At 35.9% G+C, this 24276-nt stretch carries 19 protein-coding genes; 8 read left to right on the forward strand and 11 right to left on the reverse strand.

Annotated elements, in window-relative coordinates; all coding sequences use genetic code 11:
- Positions 1 to 193 precede the first annotated feature (193 nt).
- Positions 194 to 1741 carry a hypothetical protein gene (locus ACYH9I_RS01325; RefSeq protein ID WP_483558303.1) on the reverse strand — a complete coding sequence of 516 codons (1548 nt, stop codon included), beginning with the start codon at positions 1739 to 1741 and terminating at the stop codon, positions 194 to 196.
- A 674-nt stretch (positions 1742 to 2415) separates the two neighbouring features.
- Between ACYH9I_RS01325 and ACYH9I_RS01330 the strand changes: the two genes are divergently transcribed.
- Positions 2416 to 2910 (forward strand): GNAT family N-acetyltransferase, encoded by a 495-nt coding sequence (locus ACYH9I_RS01330; RefSeq protein ID WP_091347083.1) that lies wholly within the window; start codon positions 2416 to 2418, stop codon positions 2908 to 2910.
- A 43-nt stretch (positions 2911 to 2953) separates the two neighbouring features.
- Positions 2954 to 3685: a rhomboid family intramembrane serine protease gene (locus ACYH9I_RS01335; RefSeq protein WP_483558305.1), complete on the forward strand. Its 732-nt coding sequence runs from the start codon at positions 2954 to 2956 to the stop codon at positions 3683 to 3685.
- A gap of 58 nt (positions 3686 to 3743) precedes the next feature.
- Here the strand turns inward: ACYH9I_RS01335 and lolE are convergent, their stop codons facing one another.
- The 3 genes from lolE to lolC are packed head-to-tail and all read right to left on the reverse strand — an operon-like array spanning position 3744 to position 6895.
- Positions 3744 to 4982 (reverse strand): lipoprotein-releasing ABC transporter permease subunit LolE, encoded by a 1239-nt coding sequence (lolE, locus tag ACYH9I_RS01340; RefSeq protein WP_483558307.1) that lies wholly within the window; start codon positions 4980 to 4982, stop codon positions 3744 to 3746.
- A 13-nt stretch (positions 4983 to 4995) separates the two neighbouring features.
- The gene (lolD, locus tag ACYH9I_RS01345) at positions 4996 to 5700 is read right to left on the reverse strand and encodes a lipoprotein-releasing ABC transporter ATP-binding protein LolD (protein ID WP_483558309.1); all 705 of its coding nucleotides are present in this window, start codon (positions 5698 to 5700) and stop codon (positions 4996 to 4998) included.
- The gene (gene lolC, locus ACYH9I_RS01350; protein WP_091347251.1) at positions 5693 to 6895 is read right to left on the reverse strand and encodes a lipoprotein-releasing ABC transporter permease subunit LolC; all 1203 of its coding nucleotides are present in this window, start codon (positions 6893 to 6895) and stop codon (positions 5693 to 5695) included. The genes lolD and lolC overlap by 8 nt, the downstream gene beginning before the upstream one ends.
- A gap of 158 nt (positions 6896 to 7053) precedes the next feature.
- Here lolC and mfd point away from each other — a divergent pair, with 158 nt between their 5' ends.
- The 6 genes from mfd to mmuM all read left to right on the forward strand — a co-directional run bounded on the left by mfd (position 7054) and on the right by mmuM (position 18074).
- The gene (gene mfd, locus ACYH9I_RS01355) at positions 7054 to 10512 is read left to right on the forward strand and encodes a transcription-repair coupling factor (RefSeq protein WP_483558311.1); all 3459 of its coding nucleotides are present in this window, start codon (positions 7054 to 7056) and stop codon (positions 10510 to 10512) included.
- Positions 10513 to 10548: 36 nt separating this feature from the next.
- A complete protein-coding gene (locus ACYH9I_RS01360) occupies positions 10549 to 12066 on the forward strand; it encodes a YdgA family protein (RefSeq protein WP_483558313.1) in 1518 nt (505 codons plus the stop codon).
- Positions 12067 to 12380: 314 nt separating this feature from the next.
- Positions 12381 to 13889, forward strand: a complete 1509-nt coding sequence (locus tag ACYH9I_RS01365) for a DUF945 family protein (protein WP_483558315.1) — start codon at positions 12381 to 12383, stop codon at positions 13887 to 13889.
- Between the two features lie 202 nt (positions 13890 to 14091).
- A complete protein-coding gene (locus ACYH9I_RS01370; protein WP_483558317.1) occupies positions 14092 to 15654 on the forward strand; it encodes a DUF945 family protein in 1563 nt (520 codons plus the stop codon).
- An 85-nt stretch (positions 15655 to 15739) separates the two neighbouring features.
- On the forward strand, positions 15740 to 17143 hold the full coding sequence (mmuP, locus tag ACYH9I_RS01375; RefSeq protein WP_483558319.1) for an S-methylmethionine permease: 1404 nt from the start codon (positions 15740 to 15742) through the stop codon (positions 17141 to 17143).
- Positions 17133 to 18074 (forward strand): homocysteine S-methyltransferase, encoded by a 942-nt coding sequence (gene mmuM / locus ACYH9I_RS01380; protein ID WP_483558321.1) that lies wholly within the window; start codon positions 17133 to 17135, stop codon positions 18072 to 18074. Before mmuP ends, mmuM begins: the two co-directional genes overlap by 11 nt.
- Positions 18075 to 18225: 151 nt before the next feature.
- Here the strand turns inward: mmuM and hxlB are convergent, their stop codons facing one another.
- The 7 genes from hxlB to ACYH9I_RS01415 all read right to left on the reverse strand — a co-directional run bounded on the left by hxlB (position 18226) and on the right by ACYH9I_RS01415 (position 24147).
- Entirely contained in the window at positions 18226 to 18762 is a 537-nt protein-coding gene (hxlB, locus tag ACYH9I_RS01385) for a 6-phospho-3-hexuloisomerase (RefSeq protein ID WP_483558322.1), read from the reverse strand.
- A 10-nt stretch (positions 18763 to 18772) separates the two neighbouring features.
- A complete protein-coding gene (locus ACYH9I_RS01390; RefSeq protein ID WP_483558323.1) occupies positions 18773 to 19423 on the reverse strand; it encodes a ribulose-phosphate 3-epimerase in 651 nt (216 codons plus the stop codon).
- A 14-nt stretch (positions 19424 to 19437) separates the two neighbouring features.
- Positions 19438 to 19953, reverse strand: coding sequence for a YjbQ family protein (locus ACYH9I_RS01395; RefSeq protein WP_483558325.1), 516 nt, complete (start codon positions 19951 to 19953; stop codon positions 19438 to 19440).
- Positions 19954 to 20060: 107 nt separating this feature from the next.
- Positions 20061 to 20345, reverse strand: a complete 285-nt coding sequence (locus tag ACYH9I_RS01400) for a PTS sugar transporter subunit IIB (protein WP_091347103.1) — start codon at positions 20343 to 20345, stop codon at positions 20061 to 20063.
- A gap of 13 nt (positions 20346 to 20358) precedes the next feature.
- Positions 20359 to 21696 carry a PTS galactitol transporter subunit IIC gene (locus tag ACYH9I_RS01405; RefSeq protein ID WP_483558327.1) on the reverse strand — a complete coding sequence of 446 codons (1338 nt, stop codon included), beginning with the start codon at positions 21694 to 21696 and terminating at the stop codon, positions 20359 to 20361.
- Between the two features lie 29 nt (positions 21697 to 21725).
- Positions 21726 to 22181, reverse strand: coding sequence for a PTS sugar transporter subunit IIA (locus ACYH9I_RS01410; RefSeq protein WP_483558329.1), 456 nt, complete (start codon positions 22179 to 22181; stop codon positions 21726 to 21728).
- Positions 22171 to 24147 carry a BglG family transcription antiterminator gene (locus ACYH9I_RS01415; RefSeq protein WP_483558331.1) on the reverse strand — a complete coding sequence of 659 codons (1977 nt, stop codon included), beginning with the start codon at positions 24145 to 24147 and terminating at the stop codon, positions 22171 to 22173. Before ACYH9I_RS01415 ends, ACYH9I_RS01410 begins: the two co-directional genes overlap by 11 nt.
- Positions 24148 to 24276 lie beyond the last annotated feature (129 nt).

Raw genomic sequence — 24276 nt, forward strand, 5'->3', positions numbered from 1 at the left:
TCTAATAAACCAACAAATACTAAAATGAACAACTTTTTCGTTGATTTTCATAATTCGTGGCTTTCGTTTTTATTCAATTATGATACTGCTTTATAAAAGCCGACTTCATCGTCGGCTTGTTTAGTATTTTTGTTTGGGTTAGATGGATTGATAACGTCTATATTTAACAACCAACCTTATGCGTCATTAATGGTTAATCATCTCTGCAGAAAAAGCTTCCTGAGTAGGTACTTAGACCACCGATAATACCTCCAAGACTCACGCGCATCATATCAGATCGGCCTGCTACTTCTGCAGTCCAAATATCACTAGTAGAAAAAATTCCCCACTCAGTAAAAAATGTCCCAGTATCACGAATAGAAAACGTAAGATTCGCGTAACTACTAGGAAAAGAACTCCCCTCTGGGAAGCTGGGTCCAAAAAATGTAGACGCCACCGTCAACTCGTCCCGCCGGAATAGATATCTCTGCCTAAATTGTTTGCTTGCGGCATCTAAACTCCTTGCTTCCTGATAGGTTGTCGTTCCTAATGGAACGCCTCGACATGTATCTAATGCTGGGAATCGTGTCGGATTAGGCAGATCATTAGCATATCTCCCACCACCTTTAAAAATTCCCCACTTCTTCGGTTTCGGTATTTGGTAACTATCCATTTCAATCCAATTTCCACCGCCGGTATCGTATTCCATCGTGATCTTCGGCGTTCCCCCTGCGGTAAATGATGCTCTAGTTTCGGAAAGATAGATCACCGTGCAATTGCTACCCACGCGACCGGGATAAGGAAATAAAAACAGATCAGCCCAATTAACACTTAACCTAGCAATATCACTTGATAAGTGTATCTTGACACCATCATCCCGCGACTTGCAACGATACTTGCTCTGGTCTTGCCCCGGCCCGATTAAACTGAATTTCGCCCCTTTAAAACCTGTCGTTGGAAATCCAGAATCAGCCTTAAATCCTATAACACTAGCTCTATTATCATAACGACCGTGAGACTCTGACTTGAGCTCAAAAACAGAGCGGTTATATTTAAAATTTGCTCCTGACTGTGGGGAAGGAAGATATAACTCAGATGGCTGGAGATAACAGATAGTCATACCAGGCGAAACCGTATATGTTATCCCATTATGAGGTCCATAAGTATCGCTACTATTAGGTACACCATATCGCGTGTGAGCATTAACCGCCGTTGGGATTTCTATTTTCAATTTGTAAGGACCATCACACGACGAGAGCCTTTGTGTTAAATCGGTCACGCGCCGGCCTCCGTTATACCACGTCGCCCTCATTTGGCCTGTGATGCTTATATTGGTAGCAGTGTCGGCATCACCATCATCATCCCCCACGCTTGCAACATTTTGTACATTATACAAATTGCCATCAGTGGGGATTAACGCAACCAAATCACTGTATTTAGTGCCTGCCGGCACGCGTATCACGGAGCCTGCCATGCTGGCATCTATTTGGACTCGATTACCCGAACCATCGCTGCTTGGAGCATTAAAACCAAGTAGCTCGTCTAAATTGGTTATTTTGGTTACACCATCTGATAGCAATAAATAGGGTTTGTGCCCCCTTATCGTACTAACTGTTGTTGCCGTTAACGCATAAACTGGATGGATTGTTAGCAATAACAATAGCAGTAACAACAGTGACGCAAAAGCCCGCGCTAACGAGTTAGATAACCGTTTGGATAATAACTTGGAAGTTGGCGATAATCTTGACGATAATTCAGCCAATAAATCCAGCGCTTTCGCGGAGTTGAGTGATAAAAATGAGAGCTGAACCGATTTTTGACTACGGTGAAATTGAAAAAGATTTAGGGCGTAGGTTTGGCAGGCCAGATGCCAGATGCCAGATGCCGATTATGATAGCGCATTTCGATTGTCCTGTCAAGTAAAATTTTGTTTTATTTCGATTTTTTATAATTATCTGCTCAATTAGCGAGCATCCCCTTGCTTTAAAAGCGCTTAAATTATAGTCGGTTGACTAATAATGCGCTAGTTTTTTTGTTAAAAATTTGTAAAGTTTTATTAAGAATAGGAGGTTAAGATTTTGTCGGTATATTTTGGGAAATGGTTTTGGATTGTATGTTTTGATTAAAAACGACCAAATAAAAACTTTAATAAAATCAATACCTTTCCTGACCGATTTTTATACGACTTTTTTGAAATTTAGGAAATAAAAAATAAGATTTATAATTAAATATATCTTTGTTTGGTTGTAATTTGTGATTGTAATTTATGTGTTTTTTACATAAAAAACAGTCAGAAAAGTTATTGATTTTATTTAAGTTTTTTTGAATGCAAAAATCATCATCAACTTTATTTATTTTTTAATCAAAATATCCCTTATTGCCTACATTCAATAATAAAATTACAATAATTTCTTTTTAACCACTTACAGCAAAAACATGATCACTTACCACAATGCTACATTAGAAGATTTACCCTTTATTGTCGATGTCTATAATTCAACAATTGCTAGTCGTCAAGTGACTGCCGATACGGTACCTGTTTCTGTTGAAAGTCGATTAGAATGGTTTTACCAGCATAATCCTCAAAATCGTCCGCTTTGGTTAATTAAATATCAAGATCAACCTTGTGGTTGGATCAGTTTATCTTCGTTTTATGGGCGCCCTGCTTTTTATAAAACGGTTGAGATTAGCTTATATCTTGATCAGGATTTTCGAGGTAAAAAAATTGGTCAATTTATGGTAGATAAAATTGAACAATTTGCAAAACAGGCAGGAATTGAGGCAATTTTTAGTTATGTGTTTCGACATAATTTACCCAGTGTTAATTTATTTAAAAAAATGCAGTACCAACAATGGGGGCTGCTTCCAAAAATTGCTGAATTGGATAATGTTCAGCGTGATTTAGTAATATTGGGTAAACGATTAGATTAACCCGCCTATTACCAATAAATTCAACTATTCAAAAGGAATTTTAATGAGCACCTTAAATGATATTAAATATTACGCCAGTCAATCTAAAATCACCACGGCGCTAGTAGTAATCAACATTCTGTGTTTTTTTGCATTTCGGCTACTTGATAGCCGTGGGTTTTCGCCACTAAATGAAAATCGCTTTTTAATTGATTGGGGTGCCGATATTGCGGAGCTAACTTTTTCTGGCCAGTATTGGCGGATGTTTACTAATTTATTTATGCATGTCAGTTTTACGCATTTAGCCATGAATATGCTGGCATTATGGAGCACTGGACCAATTTTAGAAAAGCGCATTCCCGCCATGGCTTTTTTAGGTATTTATCTTTTTTCAGGCTTAGTTGGAAGCTTATCAAGTGATATTGCAACTATCAATCACAATGTGATTAGCTGTGGGGCATCGGGGGCAATTTTAGGGATTATTACCGCTTTACTAGCTTATTGTTTGGTGTTTAAAACCAATATACAAGAAATGCCAGTCAAAGCAATGCTAGTTAGTTTGGTATTAACTGCAGGATTAGGATTATTACCTTCAATCGATAATATGGCTCATATCGGTGGCGCTTGCACTGGGTTTGTACTGGGTGGGCTGATTTCGTTATGCCTTAAAACATTCAAATACCCAAGTAAGCTAAGTTGGCTTATTATTAGCCTTGTATTTATTGTCACTGCATTGGGGATCTATGCACAATATATGCGCTATGCTTTACCTAGTGGTTATTACGTCTATTATTAACAATAAAAAGGCGCAGATTATCATCAATCAGCGCCTTTTTTATGCAAACTTGATACGACTAAAAGCTATTTAAAATCCGTGCAGGATCGATGTTACAAGCCCGTTTAGCTGGATAGTAACTAGCAATTAAGCTGAGTAACATAGCGGTAATAAACACTATTACTACATCAAATAGATGGATTTCAGAGGGTAAAAAGTCGATAAAATAGATATTACTATTTAGGATTTTATGCCCCAGCAATGACTCAACTCCACCCATAATATTCGATAGTTGCCAAGACAATATCACACCTAAAACAACACCCATTAAGCTACCAATTAATCCTGATATCACACCATACCAAATAAAAATATGCCGAATTAACCGATTGGTTGCACCTAGCGTTTTTAATATGGCGATATCTCGCTGTTTGTCTTTGACGGCAATGACAAGCGTTGACACAATGTTAAAACAAGCCACGCCAATCACTACAATCATGGCTAAATACATGATTTGCCGGATCATTTGAATATCGCGATACATAAAGCCAAAGGTCTGTTCCCAACTATTAAATGTTAGGGTTTCATCAAGGGCTAATACAGCCTGCCCTATAAGGTTATTAGCTTGATAAACATCATTCACATTGACCATAATGCCTGTAACGCTATCGCCCATACTTAGAAGTTTTTGTGCATCGGTTAAGGGGATCAATGCCATATTGTTACTTAAGCTACCGCTTAACTCTAAAATGCCCACCACTTGCAAACGAACCCGTTTAGGCGGCTTGAGTTGGTTTGGCCCACTCGATACAGGAATTAATAAAGAAACCCATCCCCCTTCATTTATCGACAAGCTCTTAGCTAACCCAGCTCCAATAATCACTTGCTGGCTATCGGGCTTAAAATCTTGCCATTTATTATTCAGGACATAATTAGGCAGTGCGCTAACTTGCACTTCTTGCTCGGGATCAAGCCCTTGTACTTGTACTGCGGCTAGTTTGCTGCCGTTTTCGATTAATCCGGTAAAATTAACAAACGGTAAGGCCGATACAATATGGCTGTTATTTTTGAGCTCTTGTTGAATATGTTGCCAATTATCTAAATTGCCGTATTCAGGATATAGTTGCCCATGTGGCACCACAGATAAAACCCGATTATGTAGCTCGCGCTCGAAGCCGTTCATGGCACTTAACCCTATAATTAAGGCGGCAATGCCAATGGCGATACTAAGTGTTGAAATGATCGAAATCAACGATACCATACCACTTTTACGGCGACCTTTACGGAATTTGATGGCGGTAATTAAAGATAAATTCATACTAATTACCTATTCATTGATTATTTGATGATGCGTTATCAGATAGTTGCCCATCTCTCATCACCATTTGTTTATCAAGTTTATTAGCGAGTTCAAGATCATGCGTCACCACCAAAAACGCGGTGCCATGTTCGCGATTTAGTTTAATAAGTAAATCAAAAATCGCATCAGCAGTTGATTTATCAAGGTTTCCTGTTGGCTCATCGGCCATAACTAGTGCGGGGTTATTAATTAACGCACGCCCAATTGCCACACGCTGACGCTCACCGCCTGATAGCTCAGATGGACGATGATTGGCTCGTTTAGCCAAATTAACCGATTCAAGCATTGCCATGGCACGTTTTTTTGCTTCATTAGGGGATACACCACCAATTAATAATGGCATCGCGACATTTTCTAGCGCTGTAAAATCGGGCAATAAATGATGGAATTGATAAACGAAGCCGATTTCTTGATTACGTAGCTGCGCCTTTTCAACCTCGGATAATTGGTTAAGTTGTTTGGACTTAAACATGATTTCGCCCGAAGTGGGTTTATCAAGCCCACCTAATAGATGTAATAACGTGCTTTTACCTGATCCTGAACTACCAATAATGGCGAGTAATGATTTTGGGTAAATATCAAACGAGACATTTTTTAACACCTCGGTCACCATTTTGCCTTCGTTATAGGTTTTATAAAGGTTCTTGGCGCTTAGAAGTATTTGTGGATTATTCATAACGTAAAGCCTCGGCTGGTTGTATATTGGCTGCACGATATGCAGGATAAATAGTTGAAATTAGCGATAACATAAGCAATCCAATAATAATAAAAACAACTTGTGTTGGCTCAACCAATGATGGCAATTGAATGCCAGCAAACGATAAACCAAGCACTTGCATAATTTCGTTTAGATAACAAGCAAGTAACAGGCCAAATGCACTACCTAATAACGTGCCAATTACCCCTGAACTTGCTCCTTGAATAATAAAAATCAGCATGATTTTAAAACGAGACAAGCCTTGCGTCTTCAAAATCGCAACTTCGCCTTGTTTTTCCATAACGAGTAAACTTAGCGAGGTGATAATGTTAAAAGCGGCAACAATGACAATTAAACTAATCAATAAGCCCATAACATTTTTTTCCATTTTAATCGCTTGAAACAGCTCACCACGTTTAACACGCCAATCATTAAAAACTAACCCGTCTGGTAATGGAGTATTTGTTACAGAAGCAATATCAAGCGGTTTATCTAAAAATAAACGCCAACTTGTTATCATATTAGCAGGGTAACGTAACAAATTCCGAGCATCGGACTGATGAACATAAATTAGAGATTGATTAATATCATGATTAACTGAAAATAGCCCAACAATATTAAATAAGCGCTGTGAAGGAATGCGTCCAACAGGCGTAATTTGACTAGCATCTGTCACCATTAAGCGAATTTTGTCACCAACGGTTACGCCTAATTGATTGGCTAATGTTTGCCCAATAATGACATTATACTGCCCTGCCTGCAAATCCAAAACAGAACCACTATAAATATAATCATTGATTGGGTCATTATCTTCTGGCGTAATACCCATTAAGGTGCTCACAGTGATACTTTGCTCACTTTGCAAAACCACATCACCAGTAACTAAAGGGCTTATATGATTAACGCCTTGAATATGGATAAACTGTTCACGAGTAACAACATTAGGATCAATACGCCCCTGTGGAGTTGTGATCTGCGCTTGAGGTAGAAACTTCAAAATACTACCTTGCATTTGATCTTCAAGCCCATTCATGACCGATAAAACGACAATCAAGCCAATGGAACCAAGCATAATCCCAATCATCGACAACCATGACACAAAGCGACCAAACCCATCCGTTTTTTGCCCATACACATAGCGCAAACCAATAAAAAAGACTAATGGACGAAATATCTTTGACATAAACGTATATATTACCTAAAACTTTTTGACAAAGTTCTGCTAGTTAATTGCAAGGTGCTTATCATACAGGATTAAACAGTTATAGAAAACAACCACGTAATTACGTTATAATCTGTTGATAATTTTTCAGCAATATCAACAAATTCATCATGTCAAAAATACAACCTAGTTCAACATTGATTCCTCAAAAATCGGGTGAAGTAAAGCAAATTGGACAACTTATCGGTTCATCATTGTCACAATTTTGTGCCCAAGTAATAGACGCACACGATGGTTTAGTGGTGATTATTACTGATGATATGCAGCAAACCGCCCGCATACATGGAGAGCTTAAGCAATTTTCGCCGTTTCCTGCTATCTTTTTTCCCGATTGGGAAACATTACCTTATGATAGTTTTTCACCACATCAAGATATTGTATCAGAACGTTTATCCTGCCTTTATCATCTTGGGCATTTAACCAAAGGTGCATTGATTTTACCCATCAATACCTTAATGCAAAAAGTCTGCCCTCAAAGCTATTTAGGCGGGCATGTATTTATAATGAAAAAGGGTCAGCAAATTAGTCGTGAACACTTACGTTTACAACTTGAAAATGCAGGCTATCGCTCAGTCAGTCAAGTCATGGAGCATGGCGAATATGCTACTCGCGGCGAACTGTTTGACATCTATCCAATGGGCAGTGATAAGCCTTATCGTATCGACTTTTTTGATAACGAAATCGACAGCATACGCACCTTTGATGTTGAAAACCAGCGAACGCTTAACGAAATTGAAGAAATCCAGCTACTACCTGCACATGAATTTCCATTTGATAAAGCATCGATTGAGCTGTTCCGCAGTCAATGGCGTGAACAATTTGAAGTCAGATTAGATGCAGAAAGTATCTATCAACAAGTGAGCAAAAATATTTTGCCAACGGGTATTGAATATTGGCAAGCACTGTTTTTTAACGAACCGTTAACACCACTATTTTCTTATTTTTTAGCTAATACCTTAATTATCAATACTGTTAATATTGAGCAATATGCTAATAAGTATTGGCAAGACATTACTCAGCGTTATGAAAGTCGCAAAGTCGATCCTATGCGTCCATTACTTGAGCCTGCAATTATTTGGTCTAAAACTGATGAAATTTTTGCTCATTTCAAAAACTACCCAAGAATAGTAATATCAAATGCGACAATCATAGAATCGAATAAAAATATTAATTTACCTTATTCTGCATTACCTGAAATCGCCATTCAGATCCAACAAAAAGATCCCTATTGGCAATTTCAACAATTTGCTGATAATTTTTCGGGTAAAATCATCTTTTCGGTTGAGTCTGAAGGACGCAAGGAAGCGTTACAAGAAATTCTTGGCAGAATTCGTATTCATCCAACCACCATCAATCAGCTTGATGAACAAACCAATACGGATAACCGTTTTTGTTTAATGATTGGTACCAGTGAACAAGGCTTTATTGATCAACAAAAAAATTACGCTTTTATTACCGAAAACGAACTATTAGGTCGGCGCATTATTCGTCGTAAAAAAGAAAATAAACAAGCGATTAATACCGATTCACTCATTCGTAGCCTAGCTGAATTAACACCAGGAAAACCCGTTGTACATTTAGAGCACGGTGTGGGTCGTTATGCAGGTCTTACAACGTTAGAAACAGGCGGTATTACAGCAGAATATCTAATTTTGTTGTATGCCAATGATACCAAGCTTTATGTTCCCGTTTCGTCATTAAACTTAATAAGTCGTTACTCTGGTGGCGATGAAGAAAATGCCCCACTGAATAAATTAGGCACCGATACTTGGAGTAAGGCTCGGCAAAAAGCGGCCGAAAAAGTGCGTGATGTCGCAGCAGAATTACTCGATATCTATGCTGAACGTGAAAGTAAACCCGGATTTCAATTTCAACAAGACCGTGAGCAATATGAACTATTTTGCCAAGGATTCCCTTACCAAGAAACTGATGATCAACAAAATGCGATTGGTGCAGTAATTGGCGATATGTGCTCGCCTTATGCCATGGACCGATTAGTCTGTGGTGATGTGGGTTTTGGTAAAACCGAAGTTGCTATTCGTGCTGCGTTTTTAGCCGTGATTAATCATAAACAAACAGCGGTTTTAGTGCCAACAACCCTGCTTGCTGAACAACACTACGAAAGCTTTTGCGACCGTTTCGCCAATTGGCCTATCCGTATAGAGAGCCTGTCTCGCTTCAAAACAGCCAAACAACAAAAAGCCATTATAGAAGCTCTTGGCGAAGGCAAAATTGATATTGTGATTGGTACGCATAAATTGCTACAAGAAGATATCAAATGGAAAGATTTAGGTTTACTAATTGTTGATGAAGAACACCGCTTTGGCGTTCGTCAAAAAGAACGCATTAAAGCAATGCGAGCAAATATCGATATTTTAACGCTAACAGCAACCCCAATTCCACGAACGCTAAACATGGCAATGAGTGGTATGCGAGATCTTTCGATTATCGCAACACCACCTGCTCGACGACTGGCGGTAAAAACCTTTGTTCGAGAATATGATGATCTTGTGATTAGAGAAGCCATTTTACGTGAAATTTTACGTGGTGGTCAGATTTATTATTTACACAATGATATCTCTGATATCGAAAAAGTCAGCGAAAAACTGGCAGAACTGGTGCCCGAAGCACGCATTACCATTGGACATGGGCAAATGCATGAGCGCGATTTAGAACGTGTGATGAATGACTTTCATCATCAACGCTTTAACATACTTGTTTGTACTACCATTGTTGAAACCGGTATCGACATTCCCAACGCCAATACTATTATTATTGATCGTGCCGATAAATTTGGTTTAGCTCAGTTACATCAACTCAGGGGGCGAGTTGGGCGTTCTTACCATCAAGCCTATGCTTATTTATTAACGCCACATCCTAAATTACTCACTAAAGATGCTAAAAAGCGCTTAGATGCGATCGCATCCCTAGAAGATTTAGGAGCCGGCTTTGCCCTAGCCACACACGATCTTGAAATTCGGGGTGCAGGCGAGCTATTGGGTAGTGATCAAAGTGGACAAATTGAAACTATTGGCTTTAACCTTTATCTTGAACTGCTTGATGATGCGGTCAAATCATTAAAAGAAGGCAAAGAACCGACACTAGAATCATTACTTAATAGCCAACAAACCGAAGTGGAATTAAGATTGCCGACATTAATTCCTGATGACTTTATTCCCGATGTCAACACCCGACTATCGCTTTATAAACGCATTGCTAGCATTGATGACCTAGACGAGCTAACCGACATTCAAGTCGAAATGCGAGATCGCTTTGGGAAATTACCTGATGCAGTACTATTTTTATTAGAAACCACTAAAATCCGTTATCATGCAAGCCAATTAGGCATTACCAAAATCGAATTTGGCGAAAAAGGTGGTTATATAGAATTCGGCAGTAATAATAAGGTATCAGTCGATTATTTAATTCAAATAATTCAAAAAGAACCAAAAAATTATCGCCTAGAAAGTTCAAATAGATTGAAATTACAAAAATCAGAATTACAACGCATTGATCGCATTGAATATATTAAAAATTTATTGATTGATTTTGCAGAACATCAAGAATAATAATTTAAAATATCATGAATAATTAAGAGAACTATAATGAAAAAACACACACTTGCTATAGGAATAATTGCTGTATTGGGTATGGCTTATGTAGGTACATCATGGTACACCGGTAACATGATTGAAAATCATATCGACAACCAATTAGCCCAAGTCACAAATAAAGTTAATCAGATTCAAGACCTTTTCACATTTTCCGTTACGAAAAGTCATTATGAAAAGGGTATCTTTTCAACTAAAGCACACCTAACTGTGACAGCGTCACTAAATGAATCTACTATCCAAGATGCTACCCCAAAAACTTTATTTGATGACGATGTCACTATCCATCATGGCCCCTTCCCTATTGCTGCGCTTGCCAAAGGGACTTTTGCCCCACAAATGGCTTGGTTAGAATATGAAATGAGCCAACAAGCTAATCCAACGCTTTGGAAACTAGCCGGCAATCGGCCATTTATTAGTGGGCATACAGGTATGAGTTATGGCGAATATATCACCGTTAAACTTGCAAGCAAAGCGATTAAAGCCTCACAGAACGAAATCCAGTCCATTCATGATTGTATCTTAGATATCAGTAACGGCAGTTATACCTTTAGTAGCTATACCAATGGTTCTGACATTAAGGCTGAAATCAAATTGGATAAATTAGTTTTTCTTTCTGACGATACCCATCATTTTAACTTTGATGACTTTAATCTGTCATTAAAGCCACTCAGTACCACTGAAGACATCGATTATGTATTTAATATTGGCAATATTAAATACAGTTTTGATAGCTTTATCTCAAAAGGGAATTTTGATGTCAACAATTTCAAATCCAAAGGTCGGGTTAACTACAAAAATCAAAATATTGATGAGCAAAGCAGTATTGATAAAATCACATTAAATATGAAATCATACACCCCTAAAATCGAATCGGTATCGGTGATTATTAATAAAATCGTGGTGAGTCAAAAAAATGTCTTAAATGACACCAACAATACGATTGATGGTTCGCTTGTCAGTAGCATTGGTTCGATTATTTATGGTCAACAAAATCTGGGCAATGGATCGCTTGATATTAACTTCAAGGGGGTTGATAAACAATTTTTAAATTATCAATTTAAAACACATGCTTCTGACATAAGTAAGAACGACAAACATAATATCGAATTTTCGTTAAATAAATTCAATTGGCACAATGCTGGTGGCGATATCAATGTTAACTTTTTGTTTAATATATCAGATATTAATAACGCAAGTATTAATGAAAAAAATTACGACAAAATCAACACATTTAAATTCAAGCTTGAAGCACCATTTGACGTGTTAGCTCGTTTGTCAGCACAAATCGAAAACCCTAACGCTAGCCATGTTACAGCAGAACAAATTGCAAAAGAAAACTTTGTAATAAAGACCAATTCAAAAAAGCTTTTTAGTCAATCACCATTTTTTACCTTTAATAAAGATCAAACAGAAGGTTTCTACTCTGATGTGCAGTACACAAAAGGCAGTCAAAACGTAAATGTAAATGGGAAATTACTAGATAAAAAAGATTTTTTTAAAAATTTATAATTTGTTTTTGTAACACTCATATAATTATAAATTGTTTCGGTTATTTTGGTTAACTTAGCGATTATTTTAAACTCGAGCATAACGGTTGATAATTTATTGACCATAATACAGTAAGGGATCAATTTAAACTTGTGTTAAATGCGCTTTACAAAAAGTCAAAAAATTATCGCCTAGAAAGCTCAAATCGATTAAAATTACAAAAATCAGAATTACAACGCAATGAACGTATTGAATATATTAAAAATTTGTTGACTAATTTTGCAGATCATCAAGAATGATAATTTAAAATATAATAAATAACTAAGAGAACAAAAATGAAAAAAACTACACTAGCGATAGGAATAATTGCCGTATTAGGAGTTTCTTATGTTGGTACGGCGTGGTACACCGGTAACATAATTGAAAGAGATATTGATAGCCAATTAGCGTTAATCACCAACAATGTTAACCAAATTCAAGACAAATTTACCTTTAATATTGAAAAGAGCAATTACGACAAAGGAATATTCTCAACTAAACTCCATCTAAAAGTGACATCGTCACAAAATCAATCTTTGGATGAAATTGCTACCCCCCAAAAACTATTTGATGATGATATCACCATCCACCATGGTCCTTTCCCTATTGCAGCCCTTACCAAAGGTACATTTGTTCCACAAATAGCTTGGTTAGAATACGAAATGACAGAACAAACTAACCAAAGACTTTGGAAATTAGCGGATAATCAGCCATTTATTTCTGGGCATATGGGAATAAGTTATGGTGAATATGTCACTGCTAAATTGACAAGCAAAGCGATAAAATTTATGGATAACGACTTTGATATTGGCAAAGGTTATTTTACCTTTAGTGGCTATATTGATGGTACTGATATGACGGCTAATTTGCAATTAGATAGATTACCTTTTCTATCAGACGACACATACGACTTTAATGTTATCTTTAGTGACTTGAATCTGTCACTAACACCACTTAGCACACTAGATGAGGTAGATTACAAATTAAATATCGGTAATATAAAATACAGTTTTAGCACATATTCAATAGCAGGTTTGGATATTGATAACATTAAATCAACAGGTAAATTTAATTACAAAACCCAAGATATGGATTCGCAAGGCAGTATCGATAAAATGATATTAGAGTCCCCCCCATCATTATATACCCCAAATATCAAGCCATTGGTTTTTAATAATATCACTATGAAGCAAAAAAGTGTCTTAAATAAGGCTTCTAATATAATTGATAATTCGTGTTTTGCTAATATTGATTCGATTATTTATGGTCAACAGAATCTAGGCAATATTCAGACCGATGTCGAGTTTCAAAGTTTGAATAGAGGTTGGTCCAGTAACCTATTTGATATGAATGATATGAATGATATGAATTTAAACGATATCAATCCCAAACAGAATATCAAATTTTCACTCAATAAATTCAATTGGCACACGCCTGCAGGTGATATTAATATTAACTTAATGTTAGATGTATTTGATATATATGAGATGTCTCTTGTTCAAGACCCTTACGAAAATATTAATGCGATAAAATTCAAGCTCGAAGCACCATTTGACGCATTAGCGCATATATCAGCACAAATAGAAAACCCTAACGATAATAACGTAACACCACAACAAATCACAAAAGCCAATCAAATGATACAATTGGCGGCTAACTTACTTAAATCTAAATCCAGCTTTTTAATGTTAAGCAATGGTAAAACTGATGGCTTTTATTTAGACGTGAACTTAGCTAAAGATAGTGACGAAGTTGAAGTGAATGGTAAAACAATGTCAAAAGAAGAATTCTTAGACAATTTATAACTAATCAGTCAACTTATCTAACTAATCTGATCCGCCAGTCATACTGGCGGATATTATTCAGCTGCCCTTTTCAAAAAAAATAAATTGATAAAAACCGACTTATTACCCTTAAAGAAACTAAAATAATCAAAAAATTATCGCCTATAAACTGCAAATCAATTAAAATTACTAAAATAATACCCAATAAAAAAGAGAAGAAACAATGAAAAAAAGTGTAATCGCTATAGGCATTATTGCAATATTAGGATACGTTGGCTCGTCTTGGTATACAGGGAACGTAATCAAAAACAACATTGACAAAAAAATAGAACAAATTACACAAAAAATTGACAACGACCAAGATGAATTTAGCATTGTAATTGAATATAGCGATTATCAACAATCTATCTTTTCAACCAACCTACACCTTACTGTAAAGGTAATTCCAAAGAATTTTAGTTGGCTTATTGAAGACACAAAAACACTTTTTAATGACGATATCACCATCCACCATGGCCCATTCCCAATCATTGCCCTTTCAGAAGGGAAATTCACTCCACAGATGGCATGGATAGAATATGCAATGAGCGAAGCACTATCGCCAGAACTTTGGCAACTAGCTGGTAATCAACCATTTATTACAGCTAAGCTCGGTATGAGCTACCAAGAAAATCTCACCATAAAATTAGCCAACAAAGCGCTTAATCTTGTTGATTCAGATTCCAATAATAATTCTGAGATTTTGAGTTTTATTGATGGCTCCTTAGAGGTGTCTGATGGTGATATTAATATTGAAGTCAATAAACATCTTTCCGATTTACATGCCCAAGTGAATATAGATAAATTCATTTATAAAAACTATAAAAATTTCTCAAAACCACAAGTCACCCTACAGAAATTTAATTTATCAGCCTACCCAAATTCAGACAAAACAGGAATACATTATAATATCAATGCCGATAAGATTGCATTAGGCTCTCACAATCACTATATCGAACCGCGAATTACTTTTGATAATCTAAAATATCAAGGCGATATCCTTCATAAAACTGGTGTTATAATCCCAAATCATCATACCGAAATGGGAAAAATGACACTTGAATTTAATACCTCTTCAGAACCCGTTCCAGATGATCAAAAGATCATCATTAACAACTTAATGGTCGATCAAGAAAACATCTTCAACCCAACAAACAATACTGTTGATGGCTTATTAAAAGCCGATGCAGAATCGGTATTACTCGGTTTGCCAAATGTAGGCAGTGTTAGTTTAGATCTTAGTTACCAAAATATTCCTGTCACAATGCTATCTAATAATTTTGATTACACCGACTTTGATGACAAACAAACATCATTAAATTCCCAAATTTCACTAAATAAATTCCATTTTAAAAACACCATAGGTGAAGTTAATGCCAATGCTTTTGTAGCTTTATCAGGAATACGCTCAAGACTGGAACGTTTTATAATCAACATTAACAATATTGATAGCCTTAAACTAAACGTCGATGCACCATTTAACGTATTGGCTTATTTCTCAGCACAGCTCAAAACCCCAAATGAAGAAGCATTAACACCTGAACAAATTGAAAAAGAAAATTTATCAATAAAATCATCAATAGCGGAAAATAATTTTATCAAAATCCCACTATTTACCTTTGAAAAAAATAACATTGAAGGGGTCTATTCTGAGGTGGATTATGCCAAAGATAAACAAGAAGCAACATTAAATGGACAAATATTACCAATACAGGATTTTTTACAAAAAGTTTTTGGAGATAATTAATAACAATTAACAAAAAAGCAGCCCACTCATTTATTGGTGGTATATTAATTTAAACATAATAACAATGAATAGAACAAAACGCCTTATGAATACACAACAATCAATCTCATCAAACAAAAACCAATTCAAACGCACCATGAAAACTCGGCATCTTATTATGCTATCACTTGGTGGCGTTATTGGTACGGGTCTCTTTTTTAACACTGGCTACATTATTGCTACCGCAGGTGCAATTGGCACAATTATCGCATATCTAATTGGTGCATTAGTGGTCTACCTAGTCATGTTATGCCTTGGAGAACTCGCTGTCGCCATACCAGAAACAGGTGCCTTTCATACTTATGCCTCGCGGTTCATTAGCCCTGCAACGGGTTATACTGTTGCTTGGTTATATTGGTTAACATGGACTGTCGCACTCGGCTCAAGCATTACCGCAGCAGGATTTTGTATGAAGCATTGGTTTCCAAATACACCTATTTGGGTCTGGTGTTCTGCTTTCTGTACCGTGATTTTGGCATTAAACATCGTTACCGCACAATTTTTTGCTGAGAGTGAATTTTGGTTTTCGATTATCAAAGTAATCACCATTATTATCTTTATTATTGCTGGTGCTGCGGCTATTTTTGGCTTTGTCCCTATGAAAAATGACATCCCTGCGCCCTTTTTACACAATATTACCGATAATGGTTGGTTCCCGAATGGCATTACCCCGATTATTATGACGATGGTATCGGTTAATTTTGCCTTTTCAGGCACGGAACTTATTGGTATTGCCGCTGGTGAAACAAAAGAGCCAGAAAAGACCATTCCGTTAGCAATAAAAACCACAATTCTAAGACTTATCATCTTCTTTATTGGCACCGTTTTTGTCTTAGCAGCCTTATTGCCAATGGATCAAGCTGGCGTTATCGAAAGTCCCTTTGTTACCGTTTTTGAAAATATCGGCTTACCTTATGCTGCCGATTGTCTTAATTTTGTAATTTTAACCGCCATTTTGTCAGCTGCAAATTCGGGACTTTATGCTTCTGGACGCATGTTGTGGTCGCTTTCCAACCAAGGTACATTACCCAAATGCTTCAGTAAACTTAATCAGACAGGCGTTCCAGCCTTTGCTATTTCCATCAGTATGTTAGGTGGCTTATTGGCATTACTCACAAGCATTATTGCGCCTAACACGGTTTTTGTTGCCTTGACAGCTATTTCAGGATTTGCCGTGGTGGCCGTTTGGCTAAGTATTTGCGCTTCACACTTCTTTTTTAGAAAAAGTTTAACTCGTGAGGAGCAAAACAATCTAAAATATAAAGCCCCATTTTACCCACTTGTACCTATTTTAGGCTTTATTTTATGTTTAATTGCTTGTATTGGACTAGCATTCGATCCAGAACAACGTATTGCACTTTATTGTGGCATTCCTTTTGTGGTTGTCTGCTTTATTGCCCACCACTTTACCCAAGCCCATCAAAAGAGAGTGGCAAAAAATGAAAAATAACAATCCAATGAGTGCACTGTTAAAGCAAAAAAAGCACATCATTATTGATGGTGCACTAGCCAGCGAGTTACAACGTCGTGGCTGTGATCTTAACGACAGTTTATGGTCAGCAAAAGTGTTAATCGAAAGACCAGAACTGATCCGCCAAGTCCATTATGACTATTTTAAAGCTGGTGCTGATTGTGCGATTACCGCTAGCTATCAAGCTACACCATTGGGGTTTGCTAAAAAAGGGATTACACTAGAGCAATCCATCAAGCTAATAAAAACCAGCGTCGAGCTTGCCAAGCAAGCAAAGAGTCAATACCTAGATGAAACAAAACAAAATAAAACACTACTAATTGCTGGTTCAGTTGGTCCTTATGGTGCTTATCTTGCAAATGGTTCAGAATATACTGGTGATTATCAACTTTCTGAATCAGAATTTATCGATTTTCACTATAACCGCATCAAAGCATTGGTTGACGCAGAAGTCGATCTGCTGGCTTGCGAAACACTGCCCTCTTTTGCTGAGATCAAAGCACTCACAAAGCTTCTCGAAAAATTTCCAACTGTAACAAGCTGGTTTTCGCTAACATTAAAAGATCCCAATCATCTTAGCGATGGCACCCCATTATCTTTGGTCATTGAGCATCTTAATCACTGTCAACAAGTAGTTAGTATTGGTGTTAACTGCATTGCGCTAGAAAATGTCACTGCAGCGTTAGAATCGTTACAAAAACTTACGCAAAAACCGCTGATTGTCTATCCCAACTCTGGTGAACAATACGATCCAACCACCAAACAATGGCACAAAAATCATCACCACAATTGCACCTTTACAAACCAATTACCCATCTGGTTAAAACTAGGCGCAACATTAATTGGTGGCTGCTGTCAAACAACGCCAAACGATATTAACGAAATTGCAACGTTATTAAAAGGTAGCTAAATCACTTAATATTTGGGCGTAATAATTTATGATGTTCAACCTATCACATTCAAAAACGCCCAAAAACCAACAACAAAAAGGCAATAATAATCGGTCAGAAAAGGTATTGATTTTATTCAATTTTTTATTGACATTTAAAGTGCAAAAAAAATCACTCAATATTCGCATGTCGACACTTCATTACCTCTGGGGTCTGTTGTAAGCTTTCCATTAAACTATAAATAAGACTGTCATAAGTCAGTAATGAGAGTTGCTCAAATGTGCTACCCATTGGTTGGTTTAACTTATCAACTTTTATGGGAATAATAACCATATTATCGGCTAATTTTGCCAAGGTCGAAGTACCGTTTGTTGTGAATAATATGACTTTGACACCCAAGTCTTTTGCCTGCTGTGCATAGGCAATTAAGCTTTTGGTTTCGCCTGAATTAGAGCCTAAAATCAGCAAATCACCTTTATTGGCTTTGGGTTTACTAATTTCGGTAATTAAGCTGACCTTTAAACCTAAATGCATTAACCGATTGGCAAACGCACTTATCATTAATCCCGAACGCCCTGTTCCCGCTAAAAATAGATGGTTTGCACTAATAATCGCATTTTTAAATTCGTGTAATTGCACTTCGTTGATTGTGTCTATTTGTGCCGCTATTTCAGTTAATATATTACTTAATATTGTTTTTATACTCATTGCACTTTCCTTAATTAGTTGCCACTTTTAATTTTTCAATATTGTTTGCAATATCATTATTTTTAAAGATAAACCCACCCGAAACAATATTATTAGCCCCAGCTTTTACGCATAGTGATAGGGTTTTATCAGTAATATTTCCGTCGACTTGAATATCATAATGATGATTGCCTTTTTGCCGTTCTAAGCTCAGTTGTTCAATTTTTTGTAATGTGAAAGGCAAAAAGGTTTCGTTTTTTTGTCCGGGATTAACGGTCATAACAAGGACAAGATCAACAAGTGGCAATAGCATTTTAATGTGTTCAACCGGTGTGCTTGGGTTGATTGCCAGACCGACTTTTATATTATTGTTTTTTATTTTATTGATGATAAACGAATGATGAACCGTTGCTTCAAAGTGAAAAGTGATAATATCGGGTTTAGCTTCAATAAAATCAAAAATTGATAATTCAGGTTTTTCAATCATTAGGTGGCAATCTAAAATAAAATGGGTATGCGATTTCAAATTTGATACAAAACCAGCATTAAAACCTAAATTTGGGACATAGTGATTATCCATTACATCAATATGTAACTGTGTGATGCCTAGTGATTCAAGCGTATTTAACGTTTCTTTGATCAAATAAAGATCTGAATTAAACAATGATGGAGACAAAATCATAGTTATCACCTTTATTAGCAGCCCATCAACATAAAATTAACATTACGGATTCGTTCTCGTAATGCATCCCAGTCAACAAAATAAATTCGCCCTAGTTCGCCCATAAGTGGCTTGCCATCTTTGATGATTAATACTAATGAAAAACTACCAAATAGCGATGATTTGATATGAGCATCGGTATTAAGCATTACCCATTTTTCAGCAGGATAATTGGGATCATTTAGGCTTAAACCAAACTCAATATGCTTTGGTCCAGGACTATTGTATTGATTTTCGCTAGTCATTTTAGGAACAATCTGCTCTAACACATTATTAATATCAACATGCAAATATTCATCACCAAAAAAATTGGTGTCGTGCATACATTCATCAAAAAAAAGTGAACATGTCGTATGCGTTGTAGCGATGGTGAGTTGACCATTTTGGATATTTGATTGTGCAATAAACTGGTTTAATTCATTAGTAATATCATGATAAGAGTGCCGGCCAGATACCGTTTCAATTTTTATGGCGTGGTGATAAATGTTCATATTGGTATTATTCCTTATTTATATGCCCCCATTTACTCGTTTGCCGTTGGGCTAAATAGCAATGTAAATGGGGCTTGGTTTTATACACCTTATTTAATTTGATAATGCTAGATGGCTAAACGCTTTTTTAGTTCAGCAAAAAATTCGTTTAAACCAACGCCAGTCAACAAAGCTAAACCATTTATAACTTTACCCTTAATTGATTCTGGTACGATGGTAGTGCTAATAACTACATCATATGTGTCTATTTTATTTAACTCATCGGCTATTTTTGATTGATAGATTTTGACACTTTCTGTTAATTTTTCATCATTTAGCCATTTAGTCACTTTACTAACAGCAATAGTTGATGTTGCATGCCCTGCACCACACATAATAAGTAATTTTTTCATAATCATGTTCCTTTTAGTACATTTCGATTTTTTTGATTTTATTGATATAAATTAGCAAGCATAAAATCACTAGTGCTAAACCTATCAATCCGATATAACCAAGATAGTTTAATAACAACACAAATAAGGTGACTGGCCATAAACCACATAAAATAACTGTGACAATGCCCGCAGTGCCCACATCATAGTTAGCCAAATGGAATACATCAGTAATAACTGGCGCTAGCCAAGTTGCCATATATAGGCAAATCACTAAATAAATTGTGCCCCCAATAATTGATCGAACGATATTTCCTTTAAAAAACGGAACCATCAAACAGATACCAAAAGCGTAGAAGGCTAAATCACCAAAAGGTAACACTTTATTACCCGGCAAGATTAAGGCCAATAGGAGTGAAACCGGCACCATAATTAATGCCGTTGCCATAACAGCGGGATGTCCAACTGTTAATGCCGCATCCATACCAATATTCACTTGCTTACCATTGAGTTTTTTGCTGGTGAATTCTCGAGCAGCTTCAGCAACCGGTAGCAAACCTTCCATAAACATGGCAACCATTTTGGGCATTATTTTCATAATTGCTGCGGTCGAAATTGCTAGCTTACCAATTTGCGGCACATCATAACCGGCTAAAATTCCCACAACTAAACCAATAATTAAACCAATAACGACCGTATCACCAAAAATACCGAATCTTTTGGTTAGAGCTTCTGAATCGGCATTTAATTGATTAAATCCAGGAATACGATCAAAGATCCAATTTAAAGGAATTGCCACAACAGCACCCGACAAGGCCATCAAGTGAGTAATTGAAATACCTGGATAGCCAAAAAATGAACTTATCGGTTTTTGTAATAAGTCGGCTAAGAACCATTGCAACATAACAGCCGTGATACATCCAATAATCCCTACCCAATAAAACCCCGTTACCGAATAAGCCACTAGGCCTAAGAATATCGCAAACCAAAAATTCCAAATATCAACATTTAAAGTGCGCGTCCAACCGAGTGAAATAAAGATAAAGTTAATTATCAACGAAATAGGAATAAGCAGTAATCCCAACGTAGTTGAAAATGCCAATGGTCCACCTACTCCACACCCAATATCCATGATGCTTAATGATGTTCCGTATTGTTCCCCCATTTTTTGAATTGCAACACCTAAAGTGTCAGACAATAACGTGATAACTAAACCTAAACCGACTATACCAATACCGACAGTAATACCGGACATAATCGCTTTAGAAAACGGCACTCTAAAAAATAAGGCGATAATAAAGATAATGATAGGTAAAAAAACAATCCCACCTAAATTTATTAACCATTGAAAAATGTTAATCACACTATCCATTTTAGGACTCCTTTATAAAAGTTAACTTTCTATTTCACACCAGCTACATTTAAAATAGCGATAAATTCGTTAATTGAATGACATTGTTCCAATAATTTTATTTGTTGTTCATTTTGGAATAAGCCTATTAAATTTTGTAAGTTTTCAACTTGTTCATGAGGTTGTTTCATGGCAAGCATAAAAATAAATTTGACGGGAATTTTTTCGTTTTCATCGGTCATACATCTAAAAATGACTGGCTGTTTTAATGATGCAAAACAAATTTGTGATTGATTAACTTTTGATGAATCCGTATGTGGCAAAGCAAACCCAACAGAATTAACCAATAAACCAGTTGGATATTGTTGTTCTCTTTGTAAAATGCCGTCTAAAAAATCTTGTTTAACTATCCCATTGCTAAATAACATTTGTGCCATTTGCGTGAGAACTTGTTCTTGATTTAATGCCTCGATATTTAAAAGGCATAACTGTTTATCAAAGTACATTTTTGATTCCTCTTTGATTATCCAAAAATAATTTTAGTTGTTTAAAGCTGGTGATATTTTTTAATGCTGATATAGCGTGTTTGTTCGAAACAATTTCGTAAATTTCAGTAAATACTTCATTGATACTATTAATGTTTTTTTCAGAAAGGCTAACCATAATAATCACGCTAACATCAATAACACCCCATTTGATGGGTTTGCGTAATGTCATAATGGATATACTGGATTTAGTCACAAACATCGGTGAGCCATGAGGTAAGGCGATACCATTTTCGATAGCCGTGTCGCCTATTTCTTCGCGCTGTAAAACAGAATCGCGGTAGTGAGAAGTGACATAACCTTTATCTTCAAGACGATGTATTAATTGGTTAAGACATTCATTTTTATTATCAATATTGACATTTAATTGAATAAGGTCAGGATCAACAAATTTTGCCGTGGATGGATAACAATTCTGTTTTTCAGAAAAATCAGACTGTTTATTTAATACATAATTGGCATATGCCTGAATAATATTTTGGTAGTCATTGGTATTTAGCAATGATGATATTTTAACAACTGGCTTATTCAGATTATTGATATCAAGTGTAGTAATAAATAAATCAACATTACTAAGGTTGGTCGATGTCAATTTCGAAACCGAATAAACTTCAATATTATCTTTAGACGGTAATATTTTTCGAACTTTATTAAGAATTAGATTTGATGAACAGCAACCATATTGGCAGACAATCACAATATTATTAGCATCAGCAGCTTTATCTAACGCAATTTGAAAATGAATCAATAAAAATGAGATTTCGTGATCATTTAAGCAAATATCAAATTTACGTTCTAAATCGGAAAGTGCATACCACAATACACTAAATAATTTTGAATATTCGTGTTTTATCTCTTTTAATATCGGATTAATAATACGTATTTGTTTTTGCAAACGGGTAATCATGGGTGGAAAGTGAGATAACAATGAATGGAACAATTTGCTATCTTTCGATAAATCGATTCCTTCAATTTCACCAATTTTTCTTATAATCTTGCGGATGATTTGTTCATAAAAACTATCATCAACTTTTACCGATTCATCGATAATTCTATGTGCAAAAAACAACTTACTAAGGTATTTAATATCATTCGTTGAAAACTCAATGGTAAACGCAACCTCAAGCAGTTGAGCAAGGTCGGATGCAATTAAATACGATTGCATGTAACGAATATGGTTAAATAAAAAATCATCTTCTTCATCGATGGTATAACCTAGCGTTAACCGTTTTAACAGTATTGCTATCGATATTAATAATGATGATAAATAATATTCAGAGGATCGCTGAACAATTGATTCGTAATGTTCAAATAATAATTGGCTAATTTGCTCAAAAGAATCATCATCCATCAATGACTTCATAAGTTGATTAAGATAATAACTGTCTTGTTTATGAATATATAACAATAAAAAATGCTTAATAGCGCGTTGAATTTGGTTTTCTTTACCCTCTACAACAATGGTTTTATGCGTGACATTTAGTAAGACATTTTCAGATGCTAATGAACGGTTAATAAACTCAATATCTTTATGTAGCGATGTTTTACTTACAATATAATCATCAGATAGTTGCTCTAATGAGACGTTTTCTTGATTTAACAAACAACGTTTTACAATATCTAATCGGCGATATTCTGGCATTAATCGACGTGAGTTTTTATTAAAATAGCCATGGCTATTATTTTGCTCTAAATAACCAATTATCGAATCAATACTGCCTTTGTTCCCTACCAGCATTAATCCTTTACGGGGGGATTTTTCGATATAAATATCGCTATTTGGGACGGTTAATAGCTGATCATTTAATTTTTCAATGTCAAAATAAATGGTTTTGGTCGAAATGGATAATTTTGAACTAAAATAGGCAGCAGGTTTAAATTCGGATTCATTAAAAAGCAGTTTCAGTAACTCTATTTGTCTTTCCATTACCAAACTCCTTTTTATGTTTTTTGTAAAATATTCATGATTCAATGTGCTAAAGTATAATTAGTTGAATAAATAAGACGATGACATTTTTTTCCAGATTAATCTGGAATCAGGTGTAATTAAAAGAAC

The organism is Gilliamella sp. X-23, from assembly GCF_057063545.1.